Genomic DNA, 24,390 nt, shown 5'->3' with positions numbered 1-24,390 from the left:
TGTTAATGTGTTGCGCCGCCCGTCACTGCGATATCGCTTTCCACTTGCAAGGCGGTGGCAATCGCAATCTCCAGCGCACGGCGCACCGTTTCTGTCGCCATACTTGGCGCCCCGGGATGCTGTGCAGCCTGTTGCGGCAAATAAGGGATATGAATAAAGCCGCCCTTCACCGCCGGTACGTCTCGTAGTTTATGCAGCAGGCCATACATCACGTGGTTACACACGAAAGTACCCGCAGTCTGGGAAACCGAGGCCGGTATTCCCGCGTTGCGCATGGCGACAACCATCGCTTTAATCGGCAACGTACTAAACCATGCCGCCGGGCCATCGACTACAATCGGCACATCGACCGGCTGTTGCCCCTGGTTATCCGCAATACGCGCATCGTCAACGTTAATCGCCACGCGTTCCACGGTGATATCCGTACGACCACCCGCCTGCCCCACCGCCAGCACCAGAGATGGCGACAACGCGTCAATCGCGGCATTGAGTACGGCGAGAGACTCGCCAAAAACGCACGGCAGCTGGCGGGCAATAACGCGGCATCCGCCGATAATAGCATTGTCGAGGCTCGAGACCACTTCCCAGGAAGGGTTAACTGACTCGCCGCCAAAGGGTTCAAATCCCGTGATGAGTACTGTTTTCATCCTTCCTCCTTACAGGAACATCAGGAAATACATCAGGAACACGTTGACCAGTAGCAGCAGTACGCCGGTTGGCACCTGCGCTTTAATCACCGCATTTTTGTCCGGTAGTTCCAGCAACGCTGCAGGAACAATATTAAAGTTCGCCGCCATCGGCGTCATCAGCGTCCCGCAATAGCCGGAGAACATACCAATCGCCGCCATTACCGCTGGGTTGCCGCCGTGTTGCAGTACGAGGATTGGGATACCAATCCCAGCGGTCACAATCGGGAAAGCAGCAAACGCATTACCCATAACCATGGTCAGCAATGCCATGCCGATGGTGTACACCGCCACCGCGATAAAGCGACTATCCACCGCCAGATATTCCTGCGTCAGGTATGAAATGCCGCTACCCACACCCGCCGCTGTAAACAGCAGCCCAAGCGTAGCCAGAATCTGCGGCAGAATGAACGCCCAGCCAATGGAGTCCAGCAGACGTCGTGCCTCCTGAATCGGTTGATGCACCCGCTCATGGGTCATTTTTATCGCCATCGCCAGACCAATCAACGAGCCCGCTGTCATTGAAAAGAGCGTTACCAGCGTGGCGTGATTACCCGGCCCGAACAGCGCATCCTGTAAGCCCGGAATATGGTTGAACATCAGTACGCCAATGACCGTTACCACCGGGATCGCTAATGCCGGGAAAAACAGGCGGTTGCCCAGGCGGCTGGCGCTTTCTTCGCGCTGTTGCTGCGTGCGTTGATGGTAGCTTCCCAGCTTCACACCGCCAAAACCCGCGATCAGGGCCAGCACGACCACCGCAACGCCGACGGCAATATGCACTGCGCGTTTATCGCCAAACAGCGAGTATGTCCAGTCACCAAGCAGAAACAGTACGCCATATATGCCCCAAAACAGGCCTGTGGTAAAGCGGCGCGGGTTTGCTTTGTCCTGCCAGGACATCAGCGCCACAATCAGTAATACCGCACCTGCCAGCCAGTAGAGATAGCTTTGTTGAAAATTCATTTCGCTTCCCCTTTCGCTGCGGCATTCGCTTTCGCCACCTCACGTTGCAAATAGCTATCCAGACGCCACAAACGCGTGCCGTGGATCAGGAAAGCACAAATTGCCGTTGGGATCCCCCACAAGGCGATATGCAGCGGTTCGGTCTGGATCCCACCAGACTCCAGCATAAAGTTGTGCATGAATATGATCGCGCCGAAGGCAACAAAGATATCTTCACCGAAAAACAGCCCGACGTTATCGGTCGCCGCTGACATTGCGCGCAGGCGATAGCGAACCGCGCCGGGTATCTCGCCGTGATTTTTCTCGGCGGCCCCTTCCGCCATTGGCGCCAGCAGCGGGCGCACCATCTGCGGATGCCCCCCCAGACTGGTCAACCCTAACGCAGCAGTCGCTTCGCGAATGAACAGATAGACAATAAGCAGACGGCCACTGGTGGCACTGCGGATTTTAGCAATCCACGCCTGAGCACGCTCTTTGAGTCCGTGGCGTTCCAGCAGGCCAATAACCGCCAGCGGGATCAGCAGGATAAACGGCAGGTTGCGGGTGTTAAGAAAACCTTCACCCAGCTTCTCGAGGATGGTGGCGATCGGCATATGCGCCGCCAGTCCCGTGACGATCCCGGCAATAATAACCACCAATACCGGATTAAAACGTAAAAGAAATCCGACCACAATGACGGCGATACCCGTCAATGGCCAGAGAGAAATAGCCTCTCCCATAATTAAAACCCTTATGTTGTTGTGTAATATCTTATTGTTTTATATTAAAAATTATGCGCTAATTTGAATATTGCATGCATTAAAGGCGCTACGCAAGCGACGGGCAAAAGCGAGTGCGTGCTCACCATCCCCATGAATGCATACCGTCTGGGCAGTCACGCTTGCCCATGTTCCACTTTGGCTTTTTACTCTGCCGGATTGCACCATTTCTAACGTTTGCGCCAGCGCCTGTTCTTCATCCTCTATCAGTGCGCCCGGCTGGTTACGTGGCACCAGACTGCCATCGGCCTGATAACCCCGATCGGCAAAAACCTCCTGACGCGTTATCAAGCCATAGTGTTCTCCAGCGCGAATCAGTTCGCTTCCCGCCAGCCCGACCAGAACCAGCGACGGATCGCAGGCATGAACCGCTTTCGCAATCGCATCGGCCAATTGAGGATCTTTCGCCGCCTGGTTATAGAGCATGCCATGCGGTTTGACATGGCGCATCACACCACCTTCTGCCCTCGTGATGGCAGCCAGCGCGCCAATTTGATACAGCGTCTGTGCATACACCGTTTGTGCAGGCAGAGTCATGGCGCTACGACCAAAATTTTCCCGATCCGGAAAGCTGGGATGCGCGCCTACCGCCACACCATTTTTTAACGCATCACGCACGCTTGAGAGCATAGTTTGCGCATCGCCGGCGTGAAACCCACAGGCGATGTTGGCCGATGACACCAATTGCAGCAACGCTGCATCGTTCGCACATCCCTCACCGAGGTCTGCATTGAGATCAATTTTCATTGTTAAGTCGCCATGCTAACTGTTCCAGATAACGCTGCTGGTCGTACCGCGCCTTCAGCGCTTCCTCCAGCGAACACTGCACAAAATGAATCGGCTGACCGAGCGGGATCTGCGCCAGATGATACATATCTGCCTCGATGATACAGGCGATGCGCGGATAGCCACCCGTCGTCTGAGCATCGTTCATCAGCACGATTGGCTGGCCATTATGCGGAACCTGCACCACGCCGGGGAGCAAACCATGCGACAGCAGCTCGCGATCGGTCGTGCGCGTCAGCGGCTGCCCCTGAAGACGATACCCCATACGGTTACTTTGCGGGCTAAGCTGCCACGGCGAGCGCCAGAAAGAGGCCTGCGATACCTCATCAAACTCCTGATACTCAGGGCCGGGCAGTGCGCGAATGAGATTACCCCACATCAGTTGTTTTACACCTTGTGGCCCGCTGAATTGCCGGGTCGATACGCCAATCGCCAGTCGATCGCCATCACGCAGCAGACGCCCTTCAAACCCACCAATGCCCACTTTCAGATCGGTACTACGCGAGCCCATCACTTCGGGAACATCAATACCGCCCGCTACCGCCAGATAACTGCGCATGCCATGAAGCGGGCGTTTTAGCGTCAGGCGCTGCCCGGCTTTTACCGGTAACCGCCATCCGCTCCATACGGGAGTTCGATCCAGATGCGCTTCGCATCCGGCACCGGTCAGGGCAAACCAGCCATCGGCTTCAAACTCCACCACCAGTTGCCCCAGCGTGATTTCCAGCGCTGCGGCATTCGCATCATTACCCACCAGCAGGTTAGCCACGTTCAGCGCCGGTTTATCCAGCGCGCCGCAGTGACTAATTCCGGATTGACGAAAACTATGGCGTCCCCCGTCCTGTACTGAGGTGTACATGCCAGCGCGGATGATGTTTAACATATCCCCTCCTTCTGCGGGACAAAACGCACGGTATCGCCAGCCCGTAACAGAATCGGCTCCTCCCGTTTTGGATCAAATAACGAAACGGAGGTACGCCCAATCAATTGCCACCCACCGGGTGTGGCAAGCGGGTAGATCCCCGTTTGAGATCCACCGATACCGACAGAACCTGCCGGAACAAGCAAACGCGGTTCCGCACGTCTGGGGGTATGCAGCTGTTCAGGTAAGCTCCCGAGATAGGGAAATCCCGGCTGAAAACCGATAAACCACACCACATAGTCAACTGACGCATGAAGTTCGACGACCTGCTTGTCGCTTAATCCACTGTGTCGGGCGACCTCTGCCAGATCAGGGCCAAACTCACCACCATAGGTCACAGGTATTTCAATAAAGCGTGAATCCGGCTCCAGTGCTTCACTCTCTTCCCACCAGCGCTGCAGGCGTTCAATCGCATCCAGCGCCAGTGTTTGCGGGTCGCGCAGGGTAACCGTGATATTGTTCATTCCCGGAATAGCTTCAAGCACATTCGGGGCGTCAACTAAACGCTGAGCCAGACGCCAGATGCGTTTCTGAGTCGCCAGCGTGATGGGGGGCTCCAGTTCAAGAACCACCGCCGTTTCACCTAACAGATAACAACGCGCTCGCTGCACTTTCATCCCTCTTTTATTACGCTGGATTAGGAATATCGATAAAGGTTACGTCCAGATCGGTATTTTCATTCAGCCATTCGCTTAATGCGCGAATGCCGCCGCGTTCGGTCGCATGGTGACCGGCAGCATAAAAATGCAGCCCCTGCTCGCGGGCTGAGTGAATGGTTTGCTCAGAGACTTCACCGGTAATAAAGGCGTCGACACCAAATCGGGCTGCGCTATCAATAAAACTTTGCCCCCCCCCGGTACACCAGGCAACGCGCTGAACTTTCTCCGGCCCGGTATCACCGCACCATAACGGTTTACGACCTAAACGCGCTTCAATCCACGATGCCAGCTCCAGCCCCGGAACCGGCATGGAGAGTTCGCCCCATGGCACCAGCGGTTCAATTTCACCCATCACGGTGATTCCTAACAGCGCGGCCAACTGCGCGTTATTCCCCAATTCCGGGTGTGCATCCAGCGGCAAGTGCCAGCCATACAGGTTGATATCATTTTCTAACAGCGTTTTCAGACGATTGCGCTTCATGCCGCGAATAACCGGAGATTCGCCTTTCCAGAAATAACCGTGGTGAACGATAACCGCATCCGCTTGCTGGCGTACCGCCTCGTCCAGCAATGCCTGGCTTGCAGTCACACCGGTCACGATTTTATGCACCGTCTCTTTGCCCTCAACCTGCAAACCATTCGGCGCATAATCGCTAATGGCGGCGCTGTTTAGTTTGTCGTTGATCAGTTGTTCCAGTTCGGTGTTTTTCATCATCGTCCTCGTAGTCATCATTTCTGCCTGCCCAATCAGCAACACAACTTAGGTTAAAATAGCGTCCCCGCCTGCGTTCGTCGATAGCCATTTCACTGACACATAAAGAAACAATCACACCCGCTTTGAACGTGATTTGCTTACCACTACGCGATCTAATTCATGTATATTTATGCAATCAGACAGCATATTGCAAAAATAATCAGATCTGTATCAAAGTTACAACTTTAAGGAAACACACTCGCGCAGCACGTTCAGCCAGTCGCGAGGCATTTACTTCGAGAAAATAATGAATAAACAAGCATCTCAACCACGGGCGATATACTACGTTGTCGCGCTACAAATCTGGGAATACTTCAGTTTTTACGGCATGCGTGCGCTGCTGATCCTGTATCTCACTAACCAGCTTAAGTACGACGATAATCACGCATATGAACTGTTCAGCGCCTACTGCTCGCTGGTCTATGTCACCCCTATTCTCGGGGGATACCTGGCCGATAAAGTGCTCGGCAATCGAATGGCGGTGATGATCGGCGCATTTTTAATGGCGGTGGGACATCTGGTTTTGGGTGCCAGTGAAATGGCCCCGGCGTTCCTCTATTTGTCGCTGGCGATAATTGTCTGCGGTTACGGTCTGTTTAAATCAAATATCAGTTGCCTGCTTGGCGAGTTATATCAACCTGAAGACCCACGTCGCGATGGTGGATTCTCTCTGCTCTACGCCGCCGGTAACATCGGTTCGATCATCGCACCAATTGCCTGCGGATACGTGCAGGAAGAGTACAGTTGGGCGATGGGCTTTGCGCTGGCTGCCATCGGCATGCTGGCAGGGCTGGTGATATTCTTATGTGGTAATCGCCATTTCGCCCACACCACCGGCGTCAACAAGGCCGTTCTGTGTGCTAAAACCTTTATTCTGCCAAACTGGGCCTGGCTGTTAGTTTTGTTGGTTGCCGCACCGCTGCTGATTACCGTGCTGTTCTGGAAAGAGTGGTCCGTTTACGCACTGATTGTTGCCACCATTATTGGTCTGGCAGTTCTGGCGAAGATTTATCGCCAGGCACAGACGCAGAAACAACGCAAAGAGCTGGGGCTTATCGTCACGCTGACCTTCTTCAGCCTGTTGTTTTGGGCCTTTGCTCAACAGGGCGGCAGTTCGATCAGCCTGTATATCGACCGCTTCGTTAACCGCGATATTCTGGGGTATTCCGTCCCTACCGCGATGTTCCAGTCGGTTAACGCTTTTGCCGTTATGCTGTGCGGTATCGTACTGGCGTGGGTAGTCAAAGAAAGCGTGAGTGGCAATCGTACCGTACGTATCTGGGGTAAATTTGCCCTTGGCCTCGGCTTAATGAGCGCTGGGTTCTGTATTCTAACCTTGAGCGCTCGCTGGTCCGCTGCTTACGGCCACTCTTCGATGCCGCTGATGGTACTTGGGTTGGCGGTCATGGGCTTTGCCGAACTGTTTATCGATCCGGTGGCAATGTCACAAATTACGCGTATTGAGATCCCTGGTGTTACCGGCGTATTAACCGGCATTTATATGCTGCTTTCCGGTGCTATCGCCAATTACCTGGCAGGCGTTATCGCCGATCAGACCTCACAAGGCTCGTTTGATGCTGCGGGCGCTATCAACTACTCCATCAATGCCTATATTGATGTCTTTAGTGAAATTACCTGGGGCGCGCTGGCCTGTGTGGTGCTGGTGCTGATGATTTGGCTGTACCAGTCGCTTAAGTTCAGAAACCGTTCACTGGCGGTAGAATCCTGAGTGTAGGGGCCCGATGATGTAATCTGATTCGGGCTTTTTTCAGGAATTACGCATGACTGGCAGTCAACTTCTCTTCAGAAAGACCTGTAACCAGAAGCACCATGTTGCGATCTATTCCCTGCTCCAACATAGTTTGCGCTATACGTAATGCGGTTTCTCGTTTGCTTTGCTACAAACCTTCCTGTAATCCATCTAAGCGTAACCGCTCCGCAATCGTCATCAGCTTTTCCTTGTGTTGGGGGATCCGTTGCGTCATATCTTGTATAAATTCATTAAAGCGAGATTCATCGCCGGATTGCAGGATGTAATTAAACATCGCCTGTAGTTGTGTGTCATTAGCGCACCCTGTAAGTAACAGCGTGGCAAGCTGATCTACCAGTCCCAGCAAATCCCGCTGACGGATATGTTTTTGCAGATCTGCTGGAAGGTATTACGCAAAAATCCGCTGCGCGCTTATCCCTTACGCGCTGCCTCATATGCCGCCAGCGTCGCCAGCCTTGCCTGTTTATGATCCACAATGGGGCGAGGGTAACTTAGTGTTACCTGCGCTTTTTCAGCCCACGTCCACGGGTCATGAATAGCTTTACCCGGCACGTCGCGCAGTTCCGGCACCCACTGGCGGATAAACTCACCGTCACGGTCGAATTTTTCGCCCTGCGTCGTGGGGTTAAAGATACGGAAATACGGTGCGGCGTCGGTTCCGGTTGAGGCTGCCCATTGCCAGCCGCCGTTATTAGCCGCCAGGTCGCCATCGATCAGTTGCGACATAAAATACTGTTCGCCTTTACGCCAGTCGATCAGCAGGTCTTTCACTAAAAAACTGGCGGTAATCATGCGTAAACGATTATGCATCCAGCCCGTTGCGTTGAGCTGACGCATGGCCGCATCCACAATGGGGTAGCCCGTATTCCCTGTTTTCCAGGCCTGCAAATGCGTCGGATTATTCTGCCATTGCACGCGATCGGTCCAGCGAATAAAAGGTTGATACCGACACAGCGCCGGATGGTAAGTCATCAGATGACGATAAAATTCGCGCCAGATAAGCTCATTCAACCAAACGCTACCTGCCCCATCCTCAAGCGCCTGCGGCTGCTCCACGAGCAGTCGATTCAGGCACTGGCGCGGTGATAGTCCTCCTGTCGCCAGGCTTGCGGATAATCGACTGGTTCCGTCAATCGCCGGAAAGTCACGCAGTTGTTCATATTCTCCGGCGGCCTGCTGGCAAAAATGGCGTAACTGCGCGATGGCCAATTTTTCTTCTGCCGGAAATTGCTGCGTATCAAAATCCTGCTGCGGGTAGCTCAGCGAGATGGATGTTAATGGAGAGTCAAGAGCACCGCTTTCTCTCACCTTCGGCGCACTGACACATTCTGGGATCCCGTCTTTTATCCGCTTCAGCCAGGCATTTTTAAACGGCGTAAAGACTTTATACATCTCGTGATTACCGGTCATGACCGCCCCCGGAGGCAGGATCACGCTGTCGTCAAACCCTTCGCACACCACCTGAGGTAATGACTTTTCGACGGCAGCATCACGCTGGCGTTCGTTTATTTCATATTGATAGTTATAAAATATTCGACTGACGCCATGCTGTACGCAGACGTTTTTGACGGTTTCCACACTGGTCGCAAAATCAGCAACTTCATGAAACAGAAGCGGGATGCCCTTTTCTGCCAGCGCCGTTTGCAACGCGTTCAGTTGCGCATTAACCAATGCCGCCTGACGTGGGGCCATATCATGCGCCTTCCACTGTTCAGGCGTGGAAATATAGAGCGCGAGTACATGTGCAGAACGATCCCGACAAGCCGCCGCCAGCGCGAGATTGTCGTGCAGACGCAAATCACGCCGAAACCAGACCAGATGCGTGGTCATAACACTCCCTGATAAAAATTAATCATTGCCCTGTAAACGCCAAATCGCAGGCCAGAGTTCAAAATAACGTTGCCCGGACAACCAGGTGTTCGGGTGCTCAGCCATATAGTGTTTGAGGAGCATTAAGGGTGCAAGTAGCGGCTGCGCCTCGCGTCGATAGTTATCGATTATCGAGGTCAATTCCTGACGTTGACGCAGATCGAGCTGATTACGGAAATAGCCCTGTACGTGCATCAATACATTGGTATGGTTACGCCGGGTAGCAGGATTTAATAACAGATGGGTCAATCGTAGGCGATACTCGGTAAAAAAAGCATCGAGATCTTGCCATTCATGGATTGCGGCAACGAAGGGGCCAAGCTCCCGATACTCTGGCTGGGAATGCGCCAGTAGTACCAGTTTGTAGCGAGTATGATAGTCAATTAATGCGCCCCGCGTTAATTTTCGCTGACGCAGGCGGTGCAATTCATGCAAAGCGTAAACACGTATTATTGTATTTTCGTCGAACTGAGGTGCCTCACTCGCTTCTGTGGTCAGACAGGTGCGGATACCAACAGGAATTCTCGTGCTCATCGCCACTCCTTATCCGTTACTCAGATAAGTGTAGACGTCGGCGTATAAAAAAACCGCCACATTGCTGTTAGCGGTTTTCTTGAACAATAACGACAACTTAATAGAAGTCGCAGGTGGCTTTTTCAGCCTGCTCCATCCACACCGGTTTATCACTGGTTTTGGACCAGACGCGGTGCAGATAGCTGTAAAAACGGGCGCGGTCTTTCCAGAACAACATGACCGGCAGCGCCAGCACGCCCGCCACAACGGCAAAGGTACGGCGCAAGAAAACAATGTGTGCTGGATATTCTTTATAAAAGTCCATAATCCTCTCCCATATATCTGTTCGGTGAATCGCACCGGAAAAATAAACTTGGTTAACTGATGAAAATAATACCGCCTTGTGTGTAATTTTGCTACTCATCCGACCACTTATTTTTATCTATTGATGCTCCGTTTAGCTAAAAACCGTAATTAAGTTACATAAAAGTTAAATTAATACTAATCATTAGTTAAATAATGGTCTTTGCCATTTTTATACTTTTTTTACACCCCTCCCACTGATTTTTGCGAAATCTTTGCAAGCAAAAATCTACGCTCTGGTTATCACATTTATGCCACTGGAGGTGCACCGTGAGTGCAGGCGTGATAACCGGCATTGTGCTGGTCTTTTTATTATTAGGTTATCTGGTGTATGCCCTGATTAATGCGGAGGCGTTCTGATGGCGGCCCAAGGATTTTTACTCATTGCCAGTTTCTTGCTGGTACTGTTTATCATCGCCAGACCGCTGGGTTTTGGCTTGGCTCGGCTGATCAATAATACGTCCCTGCCGGGCCTGGCTGGCGTGGAACATCTGCTCTGGCGCGGTCTGGGCATCTCGCAGCAGGAAATGAACTGGCGGCAGTATCTGTTGGCGATCCTCGCGCTCAATGTACTGGGGTTGCTGGTCCTGTTTTCAATGCTGATGGCGCAAAACCTGCTGCCGCTAAATCCGCAACAGCTACCTGGGCTTTCGTGGGATTTGGCGCTCAACACGGCGGTAAGTTTTGTCACCAACACCAACTGGCAATCCTATGCTGGCGAAACCACCTTAAGCTACTTCAGCCAGATGGTCGGGCTGACCGTGCAGAACTTCCTGTCAGCGGCAACCGGGATTGCGGTGATTTTTGCCCTGGCCCGTGCCTTTACTCGCCAGAGTATGAACACGCTGGGCAACGCCTGGGTCGATCTGGTTCGCATTACGCTGTGGATCCTGCTCCCCATTGCATTGCTCATTGCGTTGTTCTTCATTCAGCAAGGTGTGCTGCAAAACGTGTTGCCCTATCAGCCCATTACTACCCTTGAAGGGGTGAAACAGGTGCTGCCGATGGGGCCCGTCGCCTCACAGGAAGCGATTAAGATGCTTGGCACTAACGGGGGCGGGTTCTTTAACGCTAACTCATCACATCCGTTTGAAAACCCTACCGCGTTGACCAATCTGGTACAGATGTTGGCCATTTTCTTAATTCCTACCGCGCTGTGTTTTGCCTTTGGTGATGTGGTTGGCGATCGTCGCCAGGGGCGGACCCTGCTGTGGGCCATGTCGCTGATATTTTTGGTCTGCGTAGCCGTGGTGATGTGGGCCGAAGTTCAAGGCAACCCGCACCTGATGGCATTCGGTGCAGACAGTAATATCAACATGGAAGGCAAAGAAAGCCGCTTTGGCGTGCTGGCTACGAGTCTTTTTTCCGTCGTGACGACAGCGGCATCTTGCGGCGCTGTCGATGCGATGCATGACTCCTTCACCGCGCTGGGTGGGATGGTGCCGATGTGGCTAATGCAGATTGGCGAAGTGGTCTTCGGTGGTGTCGGTTCGGGCCTGTACGGCATGCTGCTGTTCGTGTTGTTGGCGGTGTTTATCGCGGGCCTGATGATTGGTCGCACGCCGGAATATCTGGGTAAGAAAATAGACGTGCGTGAAATGAAAATGACTGCACTGGCGATTCTGGTCACCCCTGCGCTGGTACTGCTCGGTACGGCGATAGCGATGATGAGCGATGCCGGGCGCAGCGCCATGCTCAATCCTGGTCCACATGGCTTTAGTGAAGTGTTGTACGCCGTATCGTCTGCCGCGAACAACAACGGTAGCGCCTTCGCCGGATTAAGCGCCAACAGCCCGTTCTGGAACTGTCTGCTGGCCCTGTGCATGTTCTTCGGCCGTTTCGGCGTGATCATTCCCGTGATGGCAATTGCCGGATCGCTGGTCAGTAAAAAGATCCAGCCAGCAAGCCCTGGCACGCTGCCTACTCACGGTGCACTGTTTGTCGGGTTGTTAATCGGTACGGTGTTACTGGTTGGCGCCCTCACCTTTGTTCCTGCCCTGGCACTTGGCCCGGTCGCAGAATACCTGTCATTACACTGAGTGATGCGGAGCACATGACTATGAGTCGCAAGCAACTGGCGCTGTTCGAACCCTCTCTGGTCGCACAGGCGCTGATGGACGCCGTGAAAAAATTAAGCCCACATACCCAGTGGCGCAATCCGGTGATGTTTATCGTCTGGCTGGGCAGTCTGCTGACAACCCTGTTAACGCTGGCAATGGCCACAGGCCATATGCAAGGCAATCCGTGGTTTACCGGCGCGATAAGTCTGTGGCTGTGGATTACCGTTCTGTTCGCCAACTTTGCCGAAGCGCTGGCGGAAGGACGCAGTAAGGCTCAGGCTAACAGTCTGAAAGGAGTTAAAAAAACCGCTTTTGCTCGCAAACTCCGCGAACCGAAATACGGTGCCGCCATGGATCACGTTCCGGCGGAGGATTTGCGCAAAGGAGATATCGTGTTAGTAGAAGCGGGCGATATTATCCCGTGTGACGGCGAGGTCATCGAAGGTGGCGCATCGGTGGATGAAAGCGCCATTACCGGTGAATCCGCGCCGGTCATTCGTGAATCCGGTGGTGATTTCGCCTCCGTCACCGGCGGGACCCGCATCCTCTCCGACTGGCTGGTGATCGAATGTAGCGTGAACCCTGGTGAAACGTTCCTCGACCGGATGATCGCCATGGTTGAAGGCGCGCAGCGGCGTAAAACGCCGAATGAAATCGCCCTGACGATCCTGTTGATAGCCCTGACCATCGTTTTTCTGCTGGCGACCGCCACGCTGTGGCCGTTTTCCGCCTGGGGTGGTAGCGCGGTTAGCGTCACGGTACTGGTTGCCCTGCTGGTGTGTCTGATCCCCACCACCATCGGTGGGTTGCTCTCTGCTATTGGCGTCGCCGGGATGAGCCGCATGTTGGGCGCGAACGTCATCGCCACCAGCGGACGTGCAGTGGAAGCGGCGGGTGACGTGGACGTACTGCTGCTGGACAAAACCGGCACCATTACGCTGGGTAACCGCCAGGCTTCGGATTTTCTGCCCGCCCTGGGCGTGGACGAAAAAACGCTGGCCGACGCCGCGCAGCTTTCATCACTGGCCGATGAAACCCCTGAAGGCCGCAGTATCGTGATTCTGGCAAAACAGCGCTTTAATCTGCGTATTCGCGACGTGCAATCGCTGCACGCCACCTTTGTACCGTTTACCGCCCAAAGCCGAATGAGCGGGATCAACATCGACAACCGCATGATCCGCAAAGGGTCGGTCGATGCTATTCGTCGTCACGTCGAAGCCAACGGCGGCCACTTCCCTGCCGACGTGGAGCAGAAGGTCGAAAACGTCGCACGCCTTGGCGCTACGCCGCTGGTGGTTGCCGAAGGCTCCCACGTGCTGGGCGTGATTGCCCTGAAAGATATCGTAAAAGGCGGAATCAAAGAACGTTTTGCCCAACTACGCAAAATGGGCATCAAAACGGTGATGATCACCGGCGATAACCGCCTGACCGCCGCCGCGATTGCGGCAGAAGCCGGGGTAGATGACTTCTTAGCTGAAGCCACGCCGGAAGCCAAGCTGGCGCTGATTCGTCAGTATCAGGCGGAAGGTCGTCTGGTGGCGATGACCGGCGACGGAACCAATGACGCCCCGGCGCTGGCGCAAGCCGACGTGGCGGTCGCCATGAACTCCGGGACCCAGGCGGCGAAAGAAGCAGGCAACATGGTGGATCTCGACTCTAACCCCACCAAGCTGATTGAAGTGGTGCACATTGGTAAACAGATGCTGATGACGCGTGGTTCGCTGACCACCTTCAGTATCGCCAACGACGTGGCGAAGTATTTCGCCATTATCCCGGCCGCGTTCGCCGCCACCTACCCGCAGCTCAATGCGCTTAACGTGATGGGCTTGCATTCGCCGGACTCGGCGATCCTCAGCGCGGTTATCTTTAATGCGCTGGTTATCGTCTTACTGATCCCGCTGGCGCTTAAAGGCGTGGGCTACAAACCGTTATCCGCATCCGCAATGCTGCGCCGTAATTTGTGGATCTATGGTCTGGGTGGTCTGGTTGTGCCGTTTATCGGTATCAAAGCAATTGATTTACTGCTGACCCTACTGGGTCTGGTGTGAGGTTTCAGATGAGTGGATTACGTCCTGCATTATCAACATTGATTTTCCTGATGCTTATCACCGGCGGAGCTTACCCGTTGTTGACCACCGCGTTGGGGCAGTGGTGGTTTCCCCACCAGGCTAACGGCTCGCTTCTACGCGAAGATCAAGTCGTTCGCGGCTCTGCGCTCATTGGGCAACATTTTACCGCGGCCGGTTATTTTCAGGGACGTCCGTCAGCTACAGCAGAAATGCCCTATAATCCAATGGCTTCAGGCGGCAGTAACCTGGCAGCCAGCAATCCGGAACTGGATAAACAGCTGCAAAGCCGGATAGCCGCACTGCGTGCTGCTAACCCGCAGGCAAATCCTGTCGTTCCGGTAGAGCTGGTAACGGCTTCTGCCAGCGGGTTGGATAACAATCTGACGCCAGCCGCGGTGGCCTGGCAAATCCCCCGCGTGGCGCAGGCTCGCAACCTCAGCGTTGAAGAGGTCACGCGCCTGGTTGCACAATACACGCAAAAGCCGTTGGTCAGTTTTATCGGCCAGCCGGTGGTGAACCTGGTAGAACTTAATTTAGCGCTGGATAAGCACTGAGAAAAAGGACATGCATAACGAACCCTCACGCCCCGACCCCGATCGCCTGCTGGAGCAGACCGCTGCCCCGCACCGCGGAAAACTGAAAATTTTCTTCGGCGCGTGTGCAGGCGTCGGTAAAACCTGGGCCATGCTGGCAGAGGCCCAACGGTTGCGGGCGCAGGGGTTAGATGTGCTGATTGGGGTGGTGGAAACCCACGGACGCAAAGAGACCGCCGCGTTGCTGGACGGTCTCAGCATCCTGCCGCTAAAGAGACAGGCGCGCCATGGTCGTCATATTAGCGAGTTCGATCTCGACGCGGCGCTGGCCCGCCGTCCGGCGCTCATTTTGATGGATGAACTGGCGCACAGTAATGCGCCTGGCTCACGCCACCCTAAGCGTTGGCAAGACATTGAAGAGCTGCTCGAAGCCGGTATTGACGTTTTTACTACCGTCAACGTGCAGCATCTGGAAAGCCTCAATGATGTGGTCAGCGGCGTCACCGGCATTCAGGTTCGCGAAACCGTCCCCGATCCTTTTTTCGATGCCGCCGACGATGTGGTGCTGGTCGATCTTCCCCCCGATGATTTGCGCCAACGCCTGAACGAAGGCAAGGTCTATATCGCCGGTCAGGCGGAAAGAGCCATCGAGCATTTCTTTCGCAAAGGGAACTTGATCGCGCTACGTGAGCTGGCCCTGCGCCGCACGGCCGATCGGGTTGACGATCAGATGCGTGCCTGGCGAGGGCGTCCGGGGGAAGAAAAAGTCTGGCATACCCGTGACGCCATTTTACTGTGCATTGGACACAATACCGGCAGCGAAAAGCTGGTGCGTGCTGCCGCGCGTCTGGCAGCGCGCCTCGGCAGCGTCTGGCATGCAGTGTATGTCGAAACGCCAGCGCTGCACCGACTGCCCGAAAAACAGCGCCGCGCAATTTTAAGCGCTCTGCGGTTAGCCCAGGAGCTGGGTGCAGAAACCGCCACCCTTTCCGATCCCGCTGAAGACAAGGCTGTAATCCGCTACGCCCATGAGCATAATCTGGGAAAAATTGTCCTCGGACGTCCGGCTACACGACGCTGGTGGCGCAGTGATTCTTTTGCTGACAAACTGGCCCATCGCGCACCGGATCTCGACCTGATGATTGTTGCGCTCGATGAGCCACCTTCGCGCCCTGTGCTACAAACTGCAGATAACCGCACCTTTAAGGATAAATGGCGGGTACAAATTCAGGGTTGTGTGGTTGCCGTCGCGCTGTGCGCCATCATTACGTTGATTGCCATGCAGTGGTTGATGGCCTTTGACGCCGCCAACCTGGTGATGATCTATTTATTGGGCGTGGTGGTTATCGCCCTCTTTTACGGACGCTGGCCGTCGGTGCTGGCAACTTTTGTTAACGTCGCCAGCTTCGATCTCTTCTTTATTGCTCCACGCGGCACGCTGGCCGTTTCCGACGTCCAGTACCTGCTCACCTTCGCCGTGATGCTAACGGTAGGGCTGGTAATCGGTAATCTTACCGCCGGAGTGCGTTATCAGGCGCGGGTAGCCCGTTATCGCGAACAACGTACGCGCCATTTGTATGAGATGTCGAAAGCGCTGGCCGTCGGACGGAGTCAGCAAGATATCGCCGCCACCAGCGAACAGTTTATTGCCTCAACGTTCCAGGCCCGCAGCCAGGTTTTACTGCCCGGTGAGAACGGTAAGCTGGCCCCTCTCACCCATCAACAGGGCATGACACCGTGGGATGATGCCATTGCCCAATGGAGCTTTGATAAAGGGCAACCGGCTGGCGCAGGTACTGACACGTTGCCAGGAGTGCCGTATCAAATTTTACCGTTAAAAAGTGCCGACAAAACGCATGGGCTGCTGGTTGTGGAACCGGGAAATTTACGCCAGCTGATGATCCCCGAACAGCAACGCCTGCTGGAAACTTTCACTTTACTGGTCGCCAGTGCGCTGGAGCGTCTGACGCTAACCGCCAGCGAAGAGCAGGCCCGGTTTGCCAGCGAGCGCGAAAGCATTCGTAACGCGCTGCTCGCCGCCCTTTCCCACGATTTACGTACGCCGCTAACGGTGCTGTTTGGTCAGGCAGAGATCTTAACGTTGGATCTGGCAAGCGAAGGATCGCCGCACGCGCGCCAGGCCAGTGAGATTCGCCAGCACGTCCTTAATACGACCCGACTGGTTAATAACCTGCTGGATATGGCGCGAATTCAGTCCGGCGGCTTTAATCTTAAGAAGGAGTGGTTAACACTGGAAGAGGTGGTCGGCAGCGCCCTGCAGATGCTGGAGCCAGGACTCTCTGCTCCTATTAATTTGTCGCTACCAGCACCGTTGACGCTGATCCACGTCGATGGCCCACTCTTTGAACGGGTGCTGATTAATCTGCTGGAAAACGCCGTTAAATACGCAGGTCCAGCGGCGCAAATCGGTATTGATGCCAGCGTCGATGGCGAGCACCTGCAACTGGACGTCTGGGATGATGGCCCCGGCATTCCATCGGGTATGGAGCAGCGAGTTTTTGACAAGTTTTCCCGGGGAAACAAAGAGTCATCGGTACCGGGCGTTGGGCTGGGGCTGGCAATCTGTCAGGCCATTGTGGACGTGCACGGCGGTACGATTTCCGTCCACAATCGCGCACAGGGAGGAGCATGTTTCCGTGTTACACTGCCCCAGGAAATCCCCCCTGAACTTGAAGATTTTCATGAGGATATGTGACGAACGTACTGATTGTTGAAGATGAACAGGCTATCCGTCGCTTTCTGCGTACCGCGCTGGAAGCCGATGGTCTGCGTGTATATGAAGCAGAAACGCTGCAACGTGGTCTGCTGGAAGCCGCCACGCGAAAACCCGATCTCATCATTCTCGATCTCGGTCTGCCGGACGGTGACGGTATTGATTTTATTCGTGACCTGCGACAATGGAGCGCGATACCGGTAATTGTGCTCTCAGCTCGCAGCGAAGAAAGCGATAAAATCGCCGCTCTGGATGCCGGCGCCGATGACTATCTCAGTAAACCCTTTGGTATTGGCGAGCTACAGGCGCGATTACGTGTGGCATTGCGCCGCCACACCAGCGGCGCGTCTCCCGAGCCAGTGGTGCATTTTTCCAACGTAAAAGTAGATATCGCCACCCGGCTCGTACATCGTGGTGATGAAGAGATTCATCTGACGCCGATTGAGTTTCGCCTGTTAGCGGTACTGCTGAATAATGCCGGAAAGGTACTAACGCAACGCCAGCTGTTAAATCAGGTTTGGGGACCGAACGCCGTCGAACACAGTCACTATCTGCGAATTTACATGGGACACCTACGCCAGAAGCTGGAACTGGACCCGGCGCGTCCGCGTCATTTTCTGACCGAAACCGGGATTGGTTATCGGTTTATGCCGTGAATCTAAGCCGAATAAAAAAAGCCGGATCAGCACAAAGCTATCCGGCTTTTTAATTCATGCCGGATAGCGACGCTAGCGTCTTATCCGGCCTACGGTTTACGCGTTTTTCAGCACTTCGCTGACGATTTCAACCGCTTCTTTTTCGATCTGCTTGCGGTGTTCTTCACCGAGGAAGCTCTCGCAATAGATTTTATAAGCGTCTTCGGTGCCGGACGGACGAGCGGCAAACCAGCCGTTGTCAGTCATCACTTTCAGACCGCCGATAGAAGCACCGTTGCCCGGTGCCGCCGTCAGACGTGCGGTGATCGGATCGCCCGCCAGCGTGCTGGCACTCACCATTTCCGGAGACAGCTTAGACAGCGCCGCTTTCTGTGCGGAGGTCGCACTTGCCTGCAGGCGGTTGTAGCTCGGCGCACCAAAGCGGGCAGCCAGTTCGTTGTAGTGCTCCTGCGGATTCTTACCGGTCACTGCGGTAATTTCTGCCGCCAACAAGCACATGATGATGCCGTCTTTGTCGGTCGACCACGGTGTACCGTCGAAACGCAGGAAAGATGCCCCCGCGCTCTCTTCACCACCAAAGCCAAAGCTGCCGTCGAACAGACCGTCAACAAACCATTTAAAGCCAACCGGCACTTCGACCAGTTTACGCCCTAAATCATTCACCACGCGGTCAATCATCGCCGAGGACACCAGCGTCTTACCAACGGCAACATCTTTGCCCCACTGCGGGCGATGCTGGAACAGGTAGTTGATCGCCACCGCCAGATAGTGGTTCGGATTCATCAGCCCTGCCGGGGTGACAATACCGTGACGGTCGTAGTCTGGGTCGTTGGCAAAGGCCAGATCGAACTTGTCGCGCAGCGCCAGCAGGCCTGCCATCGCGCACTCGGAGGAGCAGTCCATGCGGATTGCGCCATCTTTGTCGAGATGCATGAAACGGAAAGTCTGATCAACGTGATCGTTAACGATAGTCAGGTTCAGGTTGTAGTGCTTAGCAATACGCTTCCAGTATTCGATACCGGAACCGCCCAGCGGATCGACACCCAGCGTCAGACCCGCTTTTTGGATCGCCGCCATGTCGACGATGTCAGCCAGTCCTTCAACAAACGGCTGAACCAGATCCTGCTCTGTTACATGGCCAGATGCCAGCGCAGCGTCCAGCGACATGCGCTTCACGCCTTGCAAACCGTCAGCCAGCAGCGCGTTGGCTCTGTCTTCCACCACTTTGGTGACGTTGGTATCTGCCGGACCACCGTTTGGCGGGTTATATTTAATGCCGCCATCTTCCGGCGGATTGTGGGACGGCGTGATCACAATGCCGTCAGCCAGCGGGCCGCCTTTTTTGTTGTGGACCAGGATAGCATTCGACACAGCAGGGGTCGGCGTAAAACCGTTACTTTCCTGCACGATGACGTCAACGCCGTTCGCCGCCAGCACTTCCAGTACAGAGATAAAAGCCGGTTCAGACAGCGCGTGGGTATCCTTGCCCACATAGCACGGGCCAGTAATCCCGTTTTTCGCACGTTCTTCAGCAATCGCCTGAGCGATAGCCAGAATATGCGGCTCGTTAAAACTATGACGACCTGCACTGCCGCGATGTCCGGACGTACCGAACTTAACGGCGTGCTCAGCGTTCCCTGCTGTTGGTTTCAGTACATAATACTGTGCCGTCAGTTGGGCGACGTTAATCAAATCACTCTGTTGCGCAGGTTGACCTGCACGGTTGTGGATTGCCATTGCCTGGTCCTTCTAATGCAAGGATTAAATTGTTCCGCAAACCTTTTCAATCAATTCCGCGGGGAATTGCATTGACTGCATGATGTGTTCAACCATGCTGCATTTACGGCCGGTATTGGTGTTGGTGATCACCCAGTACGGCGTGCCTGGCACGTGTTTCGGTTTGGTTTGATTACCATTTTTCAGCAGCGTCTGTTCATCTGCTGCAAAATAAACGCGCGTACGGCCATGCAACGATTCCGTTGCTTCGGCGAACGCGTTTTGATCCAGTGAATAGAGTGTAGACAGCACCAGCATAAAGCGATTTACTGCTTTCTTCTGTTCCGCGTATTCGTCGGACAGCAGCAGTTCACGCATCGCGCGCACTTTATCTTTTACGGGGTTAACCGGCTTAGCTTCCACGACAGGTTGCACAGCGCGGACTTCTTTGACTATCGGAGTGACAGGCTGTGATGCGGCGGAAAATTTCAACATACGCCGTAAAATGTCGGATGCGCTCTCGCCAATATGCTTGGTGTGGCTGGCAATATAGCTATAGAGTTCATCATCAACTTCAATCGTTTTCATCTTAATCCAGTGCAGTGTTTAGCTGAATACAAGTTGTCGGGGTAAACACACGTAGTGTAAAGGCAAATCCCAACAGCGGATAGCGTCAAGCCTGGTGGCCAGCAAAACTCAGAGTAACCGTAGTTGTTGCAGCCATGTGGCAGAATGGTCAACATGATACCCTAACCCGTGAGTGTGAAAAAAAGAACTTTGCCATGAAATTGAATATCCGAGCGCAATCTGCGCAAAACCTGCACAATAATTCTCCCATCGTCCTGGTTCACGGCCTGTTTGGCAGTCTGGATAACCTGGGGATCCTGGCGCGCGATCTGGTGGTCGATCACGATATCATCCAGGTCGATATGCGAAATCATGGCCTCTCCCCTCGTTCCCCTGAGATGAATTATCCGGCCATGGCGCAAGATTTGCTGGATACGCTGGACGCTCAGCAAATAGAAAAGGCGACCTTTATTGGTCACTCGATGGGGGGAAAAGCCGTCATGGCATTAACCGCGCTGGCTCCTGATCGTATCGATCGACTGGTGGCCATTGATATTGCACCGGTCGACTATCAAGTTCGCCGTCACGATGCGATCTTTACCGCTATTAATGCCGTAACCGATGCCCAGGTCACTTCGCGTCAGCAGGCGGCCAGCGTCATGCGTCAGCATCTGCATGAGGAAGGCGTAATCCAGTTTCTGCTGAAATCTTTCGTCGACGGCGAATGGCGTTTTAACGTTCCCGTGCTGTGGGATCAGTATCCTCATATCGTCGGTTGGGAAACCATTCCTGCGTGGGAGCACCCGGCGCTGTTTATCCCTGGCGGCAACTCACCGTATGTTACCGAAGCGTATCGCGAACAGCTGCTGGCGCAATTTCCGCAGGCTCGGGCGCATGTTATTGCTGGCGCGGGGCATTGGGTACATGCGGAAAAACCGGAGGCGGTGCTGCGTGCCATCCGTCGTTATCTGAACGAACAGGCTAACTGATTAAAAACTCAGCGTCTGCGCGCGATTACGCGCGTGGGCGTTGGCGTGCCTCCCCTGCTGATGTATTATGGCGCGCTATCCATCCGGGCAGACGCCTGGCTGATTGTTTCCCCGAAGTCACCAAGATCATGGCCAAAGAACAAACGGACCGTACGACATTAGATCTGTTCGCGCAGGAGCGTCGCCCGGGACGACCCAAAACTAATCCGCTCTCGCGTGATGAACAGTTACGTATTAATAAACGTAATCAGCTTAAGCGTGACAAAGTTCGCGGGCTTAAGCGTGTCGAACTGAAACTGAACGCTGATGCCGTTGACGCTCTGAACGAGCTGGCGGAGGCGCGCAACATGAGTCGCAGTGAACTCATCGAAGAGATGCTGATGACCCAACTCAGCACATTGCGCGGTCAGGCATAGTCTGAATTTCTGCTCTATACCCAAATAATTCGAGTTACAGGAAGGCGGCAAATGAACGAATCCCGGTGAGCTTACTGTAGTAAGTGATTCGGGTGAGTGAGCGCAGCCAACGCACCTGAAACTTGAAGTATGACGGGTATAAATCATAAATCGTGTAGCACAGAGTGCAGTCCTGCGTGTTTGCTGTTTCCGCATGCCTGACTGTTCTGCTATGATTGCCCTTATCCGTGGGCAATGCGCCACCACCATTTCAATAAGTTTCAAGAGGTTATTTAACTCATGGCAATCACTGGCATCTTTTTCGGCAGCGACACCGGTAATACCGAAAACATCGCAAAAATGATTCAAAAACAGCTTGGTAAAGACGTTGCCGATGTTCATGACATTGCAAAAAGTAGCAAAGAAGACCTCGAAGGTTATGACATTCTGCTGCTCGGCATCCCAACCTGGTACTACGGTGAAGCGCAGTGTGACTGGGATGACTTCTTCCCTACCCTCGAAGACATTGATTTTAACGGCAAACTGGTTGCATTGTTCGGCTGTGGCGACCAGGAAGATTACGCAGAGTATTTCTGCGATGCGTTAGGCACAATTCGCGACATCATCGAACCGCGCGGTGCAACCATCGTTGGTCACTGGCCGACTGCGGGTTATCACTTTGAAGCGTCTAAAGGCCTGGCTGACGACGACCACTTTGTCGGTCTGGCTATCGATGAAGATCGCCAGCCAGAACTGACAGCAGAACGCGTAGAAAAATGGGTTAAGCAGATCTCTGAAGAGCTGCACCTCGACGAAATCATTAATGCCTGATTTCGTGCGGCGTAGATTTCCATCTGCGCCGCATCAATAGATAAAACCAATCAAAACAATTGCTACAAATTTGTAACTTTTTCGTCTGACCCTGTACAATGGCTGGATGCCAATCGGGTGTTGCACAGTGTGTTTGTCGGCGATACCACGTTTTGATTAACAATATATGCCAGAGACTTGCAGTTTTCATTTAGCCATGGCAGTTCTATAATGATACGCATTATCTCAAGTGCAATTTCTGTCACTTCTGTTAATGAAGTGAATCGTTTAGCTACAGGACAGATTCCGCATGACTGACAACAATACCGCATTAAAGAAGGCTGGCCTGAAAGTAACGCTTCCTCGTTTAAAAATTCTGGAAGTTCTTCAGGAACCGGATAACCATCACGTCAGTGCGGAAGACTTATACAAACGCCTGATCGATATGGGTGAAGAAATTGGTCTGGCGACCGTGTATCGCGTGCTGAACCAGTTTGATGATGCCGGTATCGTGACCCGCCATAATTTTGAAGGTGGTAAATCCGTCTTCGAACTGACTCAACAGCATCATCACGATCACCTCATCTGTCTCGACTGCGGCAAAGTAGTCGAGTTCAGCGATGATTCCATCGAAGCGCGCCAGCGTGAGATTGCGGCTAAACATGGTATTCGTTTAACCAACCATAGTCTCTATCTCTACGGCCACTGCGCTGAAGGCGATTGCCGCGAAGATGAGCATGCCCACGACGGCAAATAATGTAATGCTTTTTAAAAAGCCAACCTTCCGGTTGGCTTTTTTTATGGGCATTACCTGCCCTTTTCCCCTTCCCTACGCTCCTGTGTTGCTTTAATGTAAAAATCAATTGCCCCTTCCGGAGAGTCGAAATGGAACTTCGCCAGCTACGCTATTTTGTGCGCATTGTAGAAACAGGCAGCATGGGTAGCGCGGCGCTCGATCTCAATATCGGGGTTTCGGCACTCAGCCAGCAAATATCGCGTCTGGAAAACGAACTCGCTATTCGCCTGCTGCAACGCACCTCACGAGGCGTGACACCCACCAGCGCCGGGCTGGCTTTTTACTCCCAGGCGCAGCTGGCGCTTCGTCACGCAGACGACGCGATCCTCGCCGCACGCGAGTCCCGACTTTCCGGGCACGTCAGCGTCGGCATGGCTCCCAGTACCGCTTCCGTTCTCGGAATGCCGTTTATCAACGCCATGCAGGAAAGCTACAGTGATGTCCGTCTGCATGTGGTGGAAAGCCTCTCTGGCAATCTGGAGCGGATGATTAATACCCGCCAGATTGATCTGGCTGTCGTGTTTCAGAAAGAAAAGATCCTGCGCTGGAGCGCCATACCGATTCTCGAAGAGCGGCTGTTTTTGATTGGGACTCATGCCTTACTGGCTGATATTGCCGATGACAATATTGCTCCAGCCCAGCTGGCAAGTATCCCATTGATAATGCCAAGCCCGGGCCACGGTCTGCGCGGCAGGCTGGAAGCGATTTGTCAGGAACACGCGCTGAACATTGAGATCGCCACGGAAATTGATGGTCTGGCGCTACTCATGCGTGCCGTGCGCAGTGGCATTGGTGCCACTCTCCAGCCCGGCGCGGCAATTTCCCATCTCGATAAAGAGACGCTAAGAGTGATCGGCGTCCACAATCCAATACTTAGCCGCCCCAACTTTCTGGTGAGTCTCTCAGACGATGAACTCACCCCGGCAGGCCTCGCGGCCCGTGTGGTGCTGACGAAAGTGATGCATCAACTGGTGGAAGCAGGAAGCTGGCCTGGCGCCATCCTTTACAATAACTAAAG

25 protein-coding genes and 1 pseudogene are annotated in these 24,390 nt (G+C 53.9%); 13 read left to right on the top strand and 13 right to left on the bottom strand.

What is annotated here, in order from left to right:
- Positions 1-2: 2 nt before the first annotated feature.
- The 7 genes from pcp to ybgI are packed head-to-tail and all read right to left on the bottom strand — an operon-like array spanning position 3 to position 5,489.
- Positions 3-647 (bottom strand): pyroglutamyl-peptidase I, encoded by a 645-nt coding sequence (pcp, locus tag OGY72_RS03170; RefSeq protein ID WP_003831398.1) that lies wholly within the window; start codon positions 645-647, stop codon positions 3-5.
- Positions 648-656: 9 nt separating this feature from the next.
- The gene (locus OGY72_RS03165; protein WP_008784131.1) at positions 657-1,652 is read right to left on the bottom strand and encodes a DUF979 domain-containing protein; all 996 of its coding nucleotides are present in this window, start codon (positions 1,650-1,652) and stop codon (positions 657-659) included.
- A complete protein-coding gene (locus OGY72_RS03160) occupies positions 1,649-2,371 on the bottom strand; it encodes a DUF969 domain-containing protein (protein WP_063940693.1) in 723 nt (240 codons plus the stop codon). The genes OGY72_RS03165 and OGY72_RS03160 overlap by 4 nt, the downstream gene beginning before the upstream one ends.
- A gap of 51 nt (positions 2,372-2,422) precedes the next feature.
- The gene (pxpA, locus tag OGY72_RS03155; protein ID WP_149335053.1) at positions 2,423-3,157 is read right to left on the bottom strand and encodes a 5-oxoprolinase subunit PxpA; all 735 of its coding nucleotides are present in this window, start codon (positions 3,155-3,157) and stop codon (positions 2,423-2,425) included.
- Entirely contained in the window at positions 3,147-4,079 is a 933-nt protein-coding gene (pxpC, locus tag OGY72_RS03150) for a 5-oxoprolinase subunit PxpC (protein ID WP_048214672.1), read from the bottom strand. Before pxpC ends, pxpA begins: the two co-directional genes overlap by 11 nt.
- Positions 4,073-4,729, bottom strand: coding sequence for a 5-oxoprolinase subunit PxpB (gene pxpB, locus OGY72_RS03145; RefSeq protein WP_003831391.1), 657 nt, complete (start codon positions 4,727-4,729; stop codon positions 4,073-4,075). Before pxpB ends, pxpC begins: the two co-directional genes overlap by 7 nt.
- Before the next feature lie 16 nt (positions 4,730-4,745).
- A complete protein-coding gene (gene ybgI / locus OGY72_RS03140) occupies positions 4,746-5,489 on the bottom strand; it encodes a radiation resistance protein YbgI (protein WP_003831390.1) in 744 nt (247 codons plus the stop codon).
- Between the two features lie 289 nt (positions 5,490-5,778).
- Between ybgI and dtpD the strand changes: the two genes are divergently transcribed.
- Complete coding sequence (gene dtpD / locus OGY72_RS03135) at positions 5,779-7,260, top strand: dipeptide permease DtpD (protein ID WP_003831389.1); 1,482 nt, start codon at positions 5,779-5,781, stop codon at positions 7,258-7,260.
- Between the two features lie 46 nt (positions 7,261-7,306).
- Here the strand turns inward: dtpD and OGY72_RS03130 are convergent.
- The 4 genes and pseudogenes from OGY72_RS03130 to OGY72_RS03115 all read right to left on the bottom strand — a co-directional run.
- Positions 7,307-7,675: pseudogene (locus OGY72_RS03130) on the bottom strand (Rpn/YhgA-type helix-turn-helix domain-containing protein); the annotation flags it as partial.
- Positions 7,676-7,713: 38 nt separating this feature from the next.
- Positions 7,714-9,132, bottom strand: a complete 1,419-nt coding sequence (phrB, locus tag OGY72_RS03125; protein ID WP_286546769.1) for a deoxyribodipyrimidine photo-lyase — start codon at positions 9,130-9,132, stop codon at positions 7,714-7,716.
- An 18-nt stretch (positions 9,133-9,150) separates the two neighbouring features.
- Entirely contained in the window at positions 9,151-9,705 is a 555-nt protein-coding gene (locus tag OGY72_RS03120; RefSeq protein WP_286546767.1) for a DUF1722 domain-containing protein, read from the bottom strand.
- Positions 9,706-9,802: 97 nt separating this feature from the next.
- The gene (locus OGY72_RS03115) at positions 9,803-10,009 is read right to left on the bottom strand and encodes a YbfA family protein (RefSeq protein WP_003022870.1); all 207 of its coding nucleotides are present in this window, start codon (positions 10,007-10,009) and stop codon (positions 9,803-9,805) included.
- Positions 10,010-10,317: 308 nt separating this feature from the next.
- Here OGY72_RS03115 and kdpF point away from each other — a divergent pair, with 308 nt between their 5' ends.
- Genes kdpF through kdpE form a run of 6 tightly spaced genes read left to right on the top strand, consistent with a single transcriptional unit; the run spans position 10,318 to position 18,099 of the window.
- Positions 10,318-10,407: a K(+)-transporting ATPase subunit F gene (gene kdpF / locus OGY72_RS03110; protein ID WP_001670793.1), complete on the top strand. Its 90-nt coding sequence runs from the start codon at positions 10,318-10,320 to the stop codon at positions 10,405-10,407.
- Positions 10,407-12,086 (top strand): potassium-transporting ATPase subunit KdpA, encoded by a 1,680-nt coding sequence (gene kdpA, locus OGY72_RS03105; protein ID WP_286546765.1) that lies wholly within the window; start codon positions 10,407-10,409, stop codon positions 12,084-12,086. The genes kdpF and kdpA overlap by 1 nt, the downstream gene beginning before the upstream one ends.
- Positions 12,087-12,106: 20 nt before the next feature.
- Complete coding sequence (gene kdpB, locus OGY72_RS03100) at positions 12,107-14,155, top strand: potassium-transporting ATPase subunit KdpB (protein ID WP_286546762.1); 2,049 nt, start codon at positions 12,107-12,109, stop codon at positions 14,153-14,155.
- 8 nt (positions 14,156-14,163) lie between these two features.
- Positions 14,164-14,730, top strand: coding sequence for a potassium-transporting ATPase subunit KdpC (gene kdpC / locus OGY72_RS03095; RefSeq protein ID WP_003831371.1), 567 nt, complete (start codon positions 14,164-14,166; stop codon positions 14,728-14,730).
- A gap of 10 nt (positions 14,731-14,740) precedes the next feature.
- Positions 14,741-17,425, top strand: coding sequence for a two-component system sensor histidine kinase KdpD (kdpD, locus tag OGY72_RS03090; protein WP_286546759.1), 2,685 nt, complete (start codon positions 14,741-14,743; stop codon positions 17,423-17,425).
- Entirely contained in the window at positions 17,422-18,099 is a 678-nt protein-coding gene (kdpE, locus tag OGY72_RS03085) for a two-component system response regulator KdpE (protein ID WP_286546757.1), read from the top strand. Before kdpD ends, kdpE begins: the two co-directional genes overlap by 4 nt.
- Before the next feature lie 96 nt (positions 18,100-18,195).
- Here the strand turns inward: kdpE and pgm are convergent, their stop codons facing one another.
- Both pgm and seqA read right to left on the bottom strand, forming a co-directional pair.
- Positions 18,196-19,836, bottom strand: coding sequence for a phosphoglucomutase (alpha-D-glucose-1,6-bisphosphate-dependent) (gene pgm, locus OGY72_RS03080; protein ID WP_126955847.1), 1,641 nt, complete (start codon positions 19,834-19,836; stop codon positions 18,196-18,198).
- A gap of 24 nt (positions 19,837-19,860) precedes the next feature.
- A complete protein-coding gene (gene seqA / locus OGY72_RS03075) occupies positions 19,861-20,403 on the bottom strand; it encodes a replication initiation negative regulator SeqA (protein ID WP_003022848.1) in 543 nt (180 codons plus the stop codon).
- Positions 20,404-20,597: 194 nt separating this feature from the next.
- On the opposite strand from seqA, the gene ybfF reads away from it, so the two are divergent.
- From ybfF to tcuR, 6 genes are all read left to right on the top strand, one after another.
- On the top strand, positions 20,598-21,371 hold the full coding sequence (gene ybfF / locus OGY72_RS03070) for an esterase (protein WP_284969376.1): 774 nt from the start codon (positions 20,598-20,600) through the stop codon (positions 21,369-21,371).
- A gap of 128 nt (positions 21,372-21,499) precedes the next feature.
- The gene (ybfE, locus tag OGY72_RS03065) at positions 21,500-21,787 is read left to right on the top strand and encodes a LexA regulated protein (protein WP_003831362.1); all 288 of its coding nucleotides are present in this window, start codon (positions 21,500-21,502) and stop codon (positions 21,785-21,787) included.
- A gap of 279 nt (positions 21,788-22,066) precedes the next feature.
- Complete coding sequence (gene fldA, locus OGY72_RS03060; RefSeq protein ID WP_003022839.1) at positions 22,067-22,597, top strand: flavodoxin FldA; 531 nt, start codon at positions 22,067-22,069, stop codon at positions 22,595-22,597.
- 210 nt (positions 22,598-22,807) lie between these two features.
- Positions 22,808-22,894 carry a ryhB-regulated fur leader peptide gene (locus OGY72_RS03055; protein ID WP_100247215.1) on the top strand — a complete coding sequence of 29 codons (87 nt, stop codon included), beginning with the start codon at positions 22,808-22,810 and terminating at the stop codon, positions 22,892-22,894.
- Complete coding sequence (gene fur, locus OGY72_RS03050) at positions 22,887-23,333, top strand: ferric iron uptake transcriptional regulator (RefSeq protein WP_003022836.1); 447 nt, start codon at positions 22,887-22,889, stop codon at positions 23,331-23,333. Before OGY72_RS03055 ends, fur begins: the two co-directional genes overlap by 8 nt.
- Positions 23,334-23,461: 128 nt before the next feature.
- A complete protein-coding gene (gene tcuR / locus OGY72_RS03045; protein WP_286546751.1) occupies positions 23,462-24,388 on the top strand; it encodes a tricarballylate utilization LysR family transcriptional regulator TcuR in 927 nt (308 codons plus the stop codon).
- Positions 24,389-24,390: the final 2 nt, after the last annotated feature.

Origin of the sequence: Citrobacter sp. Cpo221 (genome assembly GCF_030332345.1) — a bacterium.
GTDB classification, from domain to species: domain Bacteria; phylum Pseudomonadota; class Gammaproteobacteria; order Enterobacterales; family Enterobacteriaceae; genus Citrobacter; species Citrobacter portucalensis.
This window is presented reverse-complemented; position numbering and strand designations above follow the sequence as displayed.

Bases quoted from the DNA above. Each gene is read 5' to 3' on its own strand.
- ybfE (WP_003831362.1), top strand. From the start codon at position 21,500: ATGGCCAAAGAACAAACGGACCGTACGACATTAGATCTGTTCGCGCAG.
- pxpC (WP_048214672.1), bottom strand. From the start codon at position 4,079: ATGTTAAACATCATCCGCGCTGGCATGTACACCTCAGTACAGGACGGG.
- OGY72_RS03055 (WP_100247215.1), top strand. From the start codon at position 22,808: ATGATACGCATTATCTCAAGTGCAATTTCTGTCACTTCTGTTAATGAA.
- phrB (WP_286546769.1), bottom strand. From the start codon at position 9,132: ATGACCACGCATCTGGTCTGGTTTCGGCGTGATTTGCGTCTGCACGAC.
- OGY72_RS03115 (WP_003022870.1), bottom strand. From the start codon at position 10,009: ATGGACTTTTATAAAGAATATCCAGCACACATTGTTTTCTTGCGCCGT.
- kdpA (WP_286546765.1), top strand. From the start codon at position 10,407: ATGGCGGCCCAAGGATTTTTACTCATTGCCAGTTTCTTGCTGGTACTG.
- pxpA (WP_149335053.1), bottom strand. From the start codon at position 3,157: ATGAAAATTGATCTCAATGCAGACCTCGGTGAGGGATGTGCGAACGAT.
- kdpC (WP_003831371.1), top strand. From the start codon at position 14,164: ATGAGTGGATTACGTCCTGCATTATCAACATTGATTTTCCTGATGCTT.
- kdpD (WP_286546759.1), top strand. From the start codon at position 14,741: ATGCATAACGAACCCTCACGCCCCGACCCCGATCGCCTGCTGGAGCAG.
- OGY72_RS03120 (WP_286546767.1), bottom strand. From the start codon at position 9,705: ATGAGCACGAGAATTCCTGTTGGTATCCGCACCTGTCTGACCACAGAA.
- ybgI (WP_003831390.1), bottom strand. From the start codon at position 5,489: ATGAAAAACACCGAACTGGAACAACTGATCAACGACAAACTAAACAGC.
- ybfF (WP_284969376.1), top strand. From the start codon at position 20,598: ATGAAATTGAATATCCGAGCGCAATCTGCGCAAAACCTGCACAATAAT.
- kdpB (WP_286546762.1), top strand. From the start codon at position 12,107: ATGAGTCGCAAGCAACTGGCGCTGTTCGAACCCTCTCTGGTCGCACAG.
- fur (WP_003022836.1), top strand. From the start codon at position 22,887: ATGACTGACAACAATACCGCATTAAAGAAGGCTGGCCTGAAAGTAACG.
- pgm (WP_126955847.1), bottom strand. From the start codon at position 19,836: ATGGCAATCCACAACCGTGCAGGTCAACCTGCGCAACAGAGTGATTTG.
- OGY72_RS03165 (WP_008784131.1), bottom strand. From the start codon at position 1,652: ATGAATTTTCAACAAAGCTATCTCTACTGGCTGGCAGGTGCGGTATTA.
- tcuR (WP_286546751.1), top strand. From the start codon at position 23,462: ATGGAACTTCGCCAGCTACGCTATTTTGTGCGCATTGTAGAAACAGGC.
- dtpD (WP_003831389.1), top strand. From the start codon at position 5,779: ATGAATAAACAAGCATCTCAACCACGGGCGATATACTACGTTGTCGCG.
- fldA (WP_003022839.1), top strand. From the start codon at position 22,067: ATGGCAATCACTGGCATCTTTTTCGGCAGCGACACCGGTAATACCGAA.
- pcp (WP_003831398.1), bottom strand. From the start codon at position 647: ATGAAAACAGTACTCATCACGGGATTTGAACCCTTTGGCGGCGAGTCA.
- seqA (WP_003022848.1), bottom strand. From the start codon at position 20,403: ATGAAAACGATTGAAGTTGATGATGAACTCTATAGCTATATTGCCAGC.
- OGY72_RS03160 (WP_063940693.1), bottom strand. From the start codon at position 2,371: ATGGGAGAGGCTATTTCTCTCTGGCCATTGACGGGTATCGCCGTCATT.